The sequence below is a fragment of the Pseudomonas sp. genome (genome assembly GCF_049590575.1).
Classification (GTDB): domain Bacteria; phylum Pseudomonadota; class Gammaproteobacteria; order Pseudomonadales; family Pseudomonadaceae; genus Aquipseudomonas.
In genome coordinates, this window is the sequence record NZ_JBAWDE010000409.1 from 1 (window position 1) to 7,954 (window position 7,954).

A 7,954-nucleotide genomic window follows, 5' to 3' on the forward strand; every position below is an offset into this window, starting at 1 on the left:
CCATAAACGTGGCCTGCGGCGTGAGCAGCTGCGGGCCGATGGTTTGCGGCTGCTCTTGCCTATAGCGCAAGGGGCGCAGGTGGCCGTCGCCCGCCAGCATCACATACAGCCGCGCCAGCTCCTCGGGCGTCATCTCGCCGCCACCGAGGGCCAGGGCCAGGCCGTAATGGCTTTCACCGCGCAGGCCCTTGATGCCGGCGCGTTGCAGCAAGCCATATAGCGACGGCGATTTGACCTGGCTGGCCAGCCACACCGCCGGGATGTTGCGACTACGGATCAGCGCATCCCGCGCGGTCAGCGGCCCGATAAAACTGCCGTCGAAATTTTCCGGCTGAAAGTAGCCGAAGTTACTCGGCATGTCCTTGAGGATGCTCATGGGGTGGATCACCCCTTGGTCCAGTGCCAACCCATACAGGAATGGCTTGAGTGTCGACCCCGGCGAGCGCCGCGCCAGCACGCCGTTGACCTGGCCATGAATGCTTGTGGATAAGTAATCCGCCGACCCCACCAGCGCCTTGACGCTCTGGTCGCGGCTGTCGATCAGGATGGCGGTGGCGTTTTCCACACCGGTGCTGCGCCGTTCGGCAATAAAGCCGCTGATCAGGCGCTCGAGTAATTGTTGCAGCGGCAGGTTAAGGGTGCTGTTCAACTCATTGCCGGTCTGCGACGCCAGCAATTGCTCGCTCAGGTGCGGCGCCAGGAAGGGGATTTGCTGGCGGTTGCGCGCCTCCAGGGGCAAGTCGAGCAAACTGTCATTGCGCGGGTCCTGTGGATAAGTCTCGCGCCAGTCGGCCATCAAGCGCAGCCGCGCGTTTTGCAGCGACGCTCCGAAGCGCGCGCGGCGCCCCGGCTGCTGGGGAATCACCGCCAATGCCAGGGCTTCGGACAACGACAACTGCGCCGCCGACTTGCCGAAGTAAATCCGGCTGGCCGCCTCGGCGCCTTCGATGTTGCCGCCCATTGGCGCCAGGTTCAGGTAGGCCTCAAGAATATCGCGTTTGCTGTAGCGCGCCTCCAGCCACAGCGCCAGGGCGATCTGCTGCAACTTGCCGGGCACTTGGCGGGTGTTCAGGTCCCACAGGCGTCGCGCCAGTTGCATGCTCAAGGTCGAACCGCCCTGGCGCTGGCCACCGCTGTAGGTGGCCATGGCCGCGCGCAGCAAGGCCGGCGGGTTGACCCCCGGGTGCCAGTAGAAATTGCGGTCTTCCTTGAGCAACAAGGCCTCGACCAATGACGGCGAGATGCGCTCCAGCGGCAGCCATAAACGGTATTGACCGTCATCCGCCAGGGTCATGCGCAACAGCGAACCGTCGTCGGCCAATACCACCCGCGATGAGCTCACGGCCTGTTCCAGCGGGGCGTGGGGCCACAGCCGCACGCCCGCCAGCACCACCGCTGCTACCAGCAGCGGCGCCAGGCGTTTAAGGCTTGGTAATTTCAAGCTGGCCTACTTTGCCGCGCCCTTGCAGGGTAGTTTCGTACATGCCTTCGGCATAGGCCGGTGGCGTATTGAAGGTCCCTGCGTTGGTGGCGCGCACACGGTAGACGAAGGTGCCTGCATCGCGCAGCGCGGTGCCGTACAACACCACTCGATCATCGCGCACATCCACGTAGTCCGGCTGCCAGTTGCTCAGCTCGGTTTCGCCGATGGGTGCCTGCCAGGCATCAGCCTCATCGCCGTCGGCGGTTTCCACATACTCCGAATCGTCGCCCTCACTCTCTTCGGTGCTGGCGGCTTCCGGCTCCGGCGGCAAGTTATACACAGGCTCGACCCCACCGGGCAGCAAGTCGACCACGGCGACTTGCTGCACCTGGTCACGGTCGGTGGCGCGCAGGCGCAAGCGCACCAGGAACTCATCGCCCACGGCGACCTTGCTCAGCGGCTCGCCCTTGAGGTCGAGGTATTCGTGGATGATTTCCAGGCCATTGTTGATCGGCTTGGGCTTGGCGCCCTTGTCGAAACCGGCTTCGCTGAGCAGGTAGAACGCGGCCGGGCCGTCGGTTTTTTCCAGCACCAGCTTTTGCGTGGCACCCGGCACGGCAGCGCGCGGCGGCTGGCCGGCCATTTCCAGCAGTTGCTGCTGCTTGTCGCCCAGCCACGCGGTGGCCTTGAGGGTCATGTCGCTTTGCGCCCGCTGGCCATAGTTATCCAGGGCGCGCAGCAGCAGGGCCGCCGACAGCGAGTTGTAGCGTTGCTCGTTGAGACGCTTGCCGAGTTTATCCAGCAGGGCTGCAGGAACATCGTCCAGCAACTCGGGGAAATGGCGAGCGAGCAGGTGCAGGTGTTCGGCGTCGTGCACCAGCGGGTCGTAATACACACCGTCGCTGTCCCACTTATCCACAAGCGAACGCCACGGAACCTTGCGCAACAGCGTATCGGCCTGACGATCCTGCTTGAGCAGCTTGTAGCTGGCTGCCAGGTAGGCGGCGCCCAGGTCGTTCTGCCAGGTGTCCTTGAAGTAGCTTTCGTAACGTTCGCGGATATCGCTCAAGGCGCCGCTGACGAGAATCCCCTGACGGCTCAACAGGTAACTGGCGTAGGCACGGTTGCGCAATTCCGACAGACCTTCGCTCGGGCCGTTGGCCAGGTCTGTCAGATAGGCATTCGAGCGCACCAGCAAATCTTCCGGCACCGGTAGCCCGCGCTCCTTGGCTTCGATCAGGAAGTCCGTGGCGTACAGGCTGGCGTACGGCGCCACGTCCGGGTTGGCTGCCCATAAACCGAAGCCGCCGGCCTGGTTCTGACGCTGGCGCAGCATGCGCACCGCACTGCCGAAGGCCTGCTCGGCTTCTGGCGCATTGCCGCCCCAGATCAACGCCGGCATGGCCTTGGACACCAGTTGCTCGGTGCAGGCGTAGCCGTAGTCATCCAGGTAATGCTTGAGGCCGTTGGCCCATACCAGCGGCGAGGCCGCCACGCCCAGTTGCACATCACGCAGTTGGCTGAACAGCTCGCGCGTCGGCTTGAGCTCTTTGCTGGCGCTGTCGAAGCGGCCCAGGCTCAGGGCCACGCGGTGCTCGCTCAATGGGCGGATCGAGGTGGTTTCCGCGACCTGGATACGTTTGCCGTCCGGCAGCACCGCGACAAACCGCAGGTCCGCCGAACCGAGGGTTTCGCCGACCTTGATGTTGAACTCGGCAGTGCCTTCCTTGCGCGGTTGCAGGGACAAGGTGCTGCCTGTGTCGCCTTGCACCACCAGGCCAGCGCTGGTCTGCAGCTCAAACTTCACATCCGCCGCCGCGTCGAGGTTGCTGAACACCCCGGCGCTTACATTGAACACATCCCCCGGTGCCACGAAAGCCGGCACGTTCGGCGTGATCACAATCGGCCCGCGCACGTCGGTGTTGGCCTCGCTGACACCCACGCTGTCGGCATCCACCGCCACCGCGAACAGGTGCAGCTTGCCGTTGAAGCTGTCGGGCACTTGGTAATGCAGCACGCTTTCGCCGGCCGGCAAGTCCACCAGCCCCGACCACCAGGCCACGGGCGGCTGGTGTTTACGCTTGAACGGGTTGAGGTGGTTGGCGAGGGCGCCTTCGGTATCGCCACCGGGCGCTGCCCCACTGAGCAGGCGGCTGAATTCCGGCAGGATCAGGTCAAGAATCTGACTGGTGCCGACCTCCAGCGCGCGCTTCTGGAAGAAGAAGCCCAGCGGGTCCGGCGTCTGGTAGCGCGCCACTTGCAGGATGCCTTCGTCCACCGCATACACCACCGCGCGGCCTGGGCGGTCGGCGGTGACTTGGATGTCCAGCGTCTGCCCTGGCTCGATCTTCGCCGGGCCTTCGACCTTGAGCGCCATGCGCCGCGCATCCAGGTTGATGCTGAACGGCACCACGCCGTAGGACAGCGGGCTCATATAAACCTCGGCCGAGCCCATGTCCCGCACAAACTGCACGTTGACGTAGGCATTGCCCTCAAGCCCTGCAGGCACGCGGATATGTTGCACGCTGTTAGTGCTGTCGGCCTTGAACCACTGCTGGGTGTACACCTTGTCGCGCTCGATGGTGATCAAACCGGCGCCGGTGTACGGCGCGCGGATGCTGATCGCAATCTCGTCACCGGTGGCGTAGCTGCGTTTGTCCAGGCGCAATTGCAACTCGGCATTGCGCTCCAGGGAGCGCGAGGTGTTGCCACGCCCGGCCACGCTGTAGTCGATCTGGTTCAGCAGGTTGCCGTTGGCGTCCTTTAATTGCAGGGTGAAATCGCCCGGCGTGCCGGTGTTCAGACCCTGCTTGGCGCCTTCCTTGGTCATCACCAGCGGCGTGGCCGGCTGGCTGATGTTCTTGATGCGCGACTCGTACTTGTAGGTGCCGTTGGACTGTTTCACCAGCACCGACACATAACGGTGCTCCACCACTTCCGTGGTCAGGCCGTCCACCGCCAGCGGCGTAAGGTCTGGCGCCACGGCCAGCCATTGCACCTGGCGCGGGGCGTCCTTGGCGACGTACGACAGCGAATCCTGACTTTTCACACCCACAAGGTAGGGCGCGGACGACACCAGCAACGCACCTTGCGCCGCCACGTTACGCCCACCTTCAGCCTCGAACACCTGGGTCATCACTTGCAGGCGATAGGTGCTGTTGGCGAAGCGTTGCAGGTTGAGGTCGAGCACCGCCTGGCCGTTGTCGTCGACGGTGGTTTCGGCCAAGTCTTCGGTGTTGGCCTCTTCCAGGGCATCGTTGAGGCGGAAGCGGTAATCGGGGTAACGGTCGAAGGCTGCGAGCGTGGGGCTCAGGGACATTTTCGCGGTCACGCGCCGGCCTGCCGCCGGGGCGCCGAACAGGTGCATCGCGGTGACCTTGGCAACCACCTGGTCCGGTGGAATCCAACCTTGCACCGGTGTGTCGTGCAGGCTCAGGCTGACCTTCATGCGGTCGGGTTCGAAGTCGCGAACCTTGAAGCTCACGCTGCCCAGGTCGGTGCGGGTCTGTTTCTCGCCAATCAACTGCAAGGTCGCGGTGTAATCGCCGGCCGGGGCGACTTCGCTGCTCGGGAAATCAAAGCTCTCAAAGCCGCTGGCAGACAGCTTCAGCGGCTGGCGAATCACCTCCAGGCCACGCGGGTCGGTGATTTGCAGCTCTACCGGCAAGCCCTGCAAAGCGCCTTTCCAATTGCCGCTGCGCACGATCATGCCCAAGTGCGCAGTTTCGCCGGGTCGGTACAGCCCGCGATCAGTGAACAGGTAGGCTCTGAGGCGATCAACCGCACCGTCTTCTTCCAGACCGCCTACGTCAAAACGCGACAAATCCAGCTGCTGGGATTGGCGGGCAATCGGCAGGAACGACTGGTCGTTGCCGCGGGTGACCACATACATCAGCGGCGTTTTCTCACGGCGCAGTTCATCCAGCTTGGCGAAATGCGCATGGCCTTCGGCGTCGGTGCGGCCACTGCTGACTGGCAGGCCATTGCGCCCGATGATGTCGACCTGAGCGTCGGACACCGGCGAACCGTTACCGATCGACTGCACATACACATCATGGCTGCCATCACTGGAGCGCTTGGCAATGATGCCGAGGTCGGTGACCACGATAAACCGCAGGTCGCTGGTACTGCTGCGGTCGTACTCGAACGTACGCTGGGCCGGGTCATCCTGCGGGCTGAGCTTGAGCACGAAAATGCCGCGACGACCGCCGTTGGCGGTGAGGTAGTGACTCAGATCGACGTTGTCGTAGACGGTTTTCGCCGGGTCGTTGGACGACAGCGGAATATCCAGCGACTGACGCTCGACCATCCGGTCAAAGTATTCATTGGCAAAATTCGGGCGGGCGAAGCTGCCGCTGCTCTGGTCCACCAGGTGTTGCAGCTGGTTGGGCAGCAGGCGGGCGATTTCCACATGGGCGCCGGGCACGCCACGGGCCATGAAGCCCAGGCGTTTTTCGCCATTGAGGCTGAGCAACGCGCCGTCGGACAGGAACTGCAAGGTGCGCGGAAAGGCCGGCATGCTGATCAGCGAGGCGGTCGGGTTTTTCGCCAGGTAACCGCCGATGGCTTCCAGGTTGGCGGGCACACGCACGTACAGTGCGCGGCCGGCAGGCGCCTTGAATTTAAACGCGTGCAGGGTATTCAGCGGCTCGACGCTGGGCACGTGGGTCAGGTTGACCTTGGTGCTGCGGGCGAGCAGCGCGTCGTCGATATCGTTGCTGTTGTAAGGGCGCGTGTCGTCCTGGGCTTTTTCCGGCAGCAACCAGGCCTGGACCTTACCGGCGATGGTGTCATCGGCTACTGCGCTGGAACTGCTGAACATCAGCACCGGCTCGGGCTCACCGCGCTCGTTGTCCACAAAGCTCACTTCGGCGCCGTTAAACGTCAGGCGATAGCGGCCGGGCACGGTGACTTCTGCCAGCAGTGGAGCGTTGGTCGCGTTGCCGCCGTCACGTGCCTTGATGCCTTCATCAAGCTTGGCGCTGACCGGCGTGCTTTCCAGCGGCGTGGCCAGGGCGGCGGAGCGTACGTAGGCGTTGAGCTTGGTGTCGTCGAAGCTGATTTCCGGGCGGTTGGGCAACTGCGCGTCGCGGTAGGCCAGGCCTTTGCCGAGAGTGATCGACACGCGCTTGCGCAGGCTGTCTTCATCAACCGGGTGGGAAAAATGGAAGGTCGCCACCAGCTGTTTCAGCGTCGGGTTGGACGGGTCCTGATACAGCTCGTTTTGCGCCAGGGTGGCGCGCAATGCCTGGGTAGAAAACTGGGTGCTGTACTGGTCCAGCAGCACGCCGTCGGCCAGGAAGTTTTTCTTCGCCAGGTCGAGGGTGTAATGGGCGTCTACGGGCCAGTCTTTTTCCGGTACGAACAACAACGTGCGGTCATCGGACCAACGCCAGGCGCCGGCCACTTCCGGGTTGAGGGTAACCCCCTCGCTGACCGGCTTGCCAATGGCCGCCAGCGGGGCCACCGATTCGGCGAAACGCACCTGCAAGTTATCCACAACCGGCGGTTTCTGCGTGTAGTCGGTCAAGTTCGGTTTGTGCAGCGAATAACTCACGGTGTGCGGCTGCGGCAGGTTGGAGTACCAGTGCCAACCATAAAAGCCGGCGGCGGCCAGCAGCACCAGGCCGACTACGCCCGCACCGGTCTGGCGCGGGTAAGCGCGGGCCTTGCCGCCCAGTCTGGCCACACCACGCCCGGTGGCGCGCAGCCAGGACGGCGGCTGCCATTGGCCGAAAAGGGCACTCACCACAGTCAGTAAAGCGCCGAGAACTCGGCGGCTGATCGCTTTGAACGAGTCGAACATGGTGAGCATCCCTGGCTAAGTGCGGCGTATCTTACAGCGTCTTTGATACAAAAGATGACGCCGATACGCCGCACAGCCGGATGTTTACGGGGTTAGTGGGCGCTCATGCATTCCAGCGAACGGTCCACCATCACTCTGGCCATTTCCATCAGATGTCCTGCGACTTTGGGTGAGTCGCGTAACTCCTCGGCGCAGTGGAGAAGTTCTGAGGCATAGACCAGTGCGTCTTCGAAGCTGATTTCGGGGTGGGGAATGAAAAAGGGATGCGGCGGGCCGGGTTTTACTTTGCTCATTGCGGTAACTCCAATGTAGATAATTGGAGCTGACATCCATCGCTGCTAAACAATGGGTGGCAGCTGTACGCAGGTTAGCAGGCCGGAACATTGGGAACCCGGCGCACCCGAAGGTGCCCTGCGCACAGCCACCATGAAGCGTTGGCAGAAAAAAATGCCATGCTTGAGATGGCGCTTGTGCGCCCAATGTTGAACATTCGAGCTGCTAAACCCGGTCACTGAATTGGCAGTGACGAACGCAGACTAGCCACCGAAAAGTCAGGGCACAAGCGGCTGGGATTCTCTCGGAAATGTCCTGCGAAAGAAAGGGACGTAGAAGGTAGGAGCTACGGTTTCAGACTTTGCCGCACCCTCAACAACACCTTCAATCAGTGTGGGAGCTGGCTTGCCTGCGATGGCGGAGTATCAGCCAGCATGGATGTTTGCTGTGCC

3 protein-coding genes are annotated in these 7,954 nt (G+C 62.9%); all 3 read right to left on the reverse strand.

The window, feature by feature from the left end:
- Positions 1-1,441 (reverse strand): penicillin-binding protein 1C (gene pbpC / locus WBR57_RS28680; protein WP_424088685.1); only part of this gene is annotated, 1,441 nt, incomplete at its 3' end.
- Entirely contained in the window at positions 1,422-7,229 is a 5,808-nt protein-coding gene (locus WBR57_RS28685; RefSeq protein ID WP_424088687.1) for an alpha-2-macroglobulin, read from the reverse strand. The genes pbpC and WBR57_RS28685, both read right to left, overlap by 20 nt.
- Positions 7,230-7,321: 92 nt before the next feature.
- Positions 7,322-7,522, reverse strand: a complete 201-nt coding sequence (locus tag WBR57_RS28690; RefSeq protein WP_424088689.1) for a DUF6124 family protein — start codon at positions 7,520-7,522, stop codon at positions 7,322-7,324.
- Between the last annotated feature and the right edge of the window lie 432 nt (positions 7,523-7,954).

What these genes read in the sequence shown, in the direction of transcription:
- WBR57_RS28690 (WP_424088689.1), bottom strand. Translation starts at nt 7,522, where the DNA reads ATGAGCAAAGTAAAACCCGGCCCGCCGCATCCCTTTTTCATTCCCCAC.
- WBR57_RS28685 (WP_424088687.1), bottom strand. Translation starts at nt 7,229, where the DNA reads ATGTTCGACTCGTTCAAAGCGATCAGCCGCCGAGTTCTCGGCGCTTTA.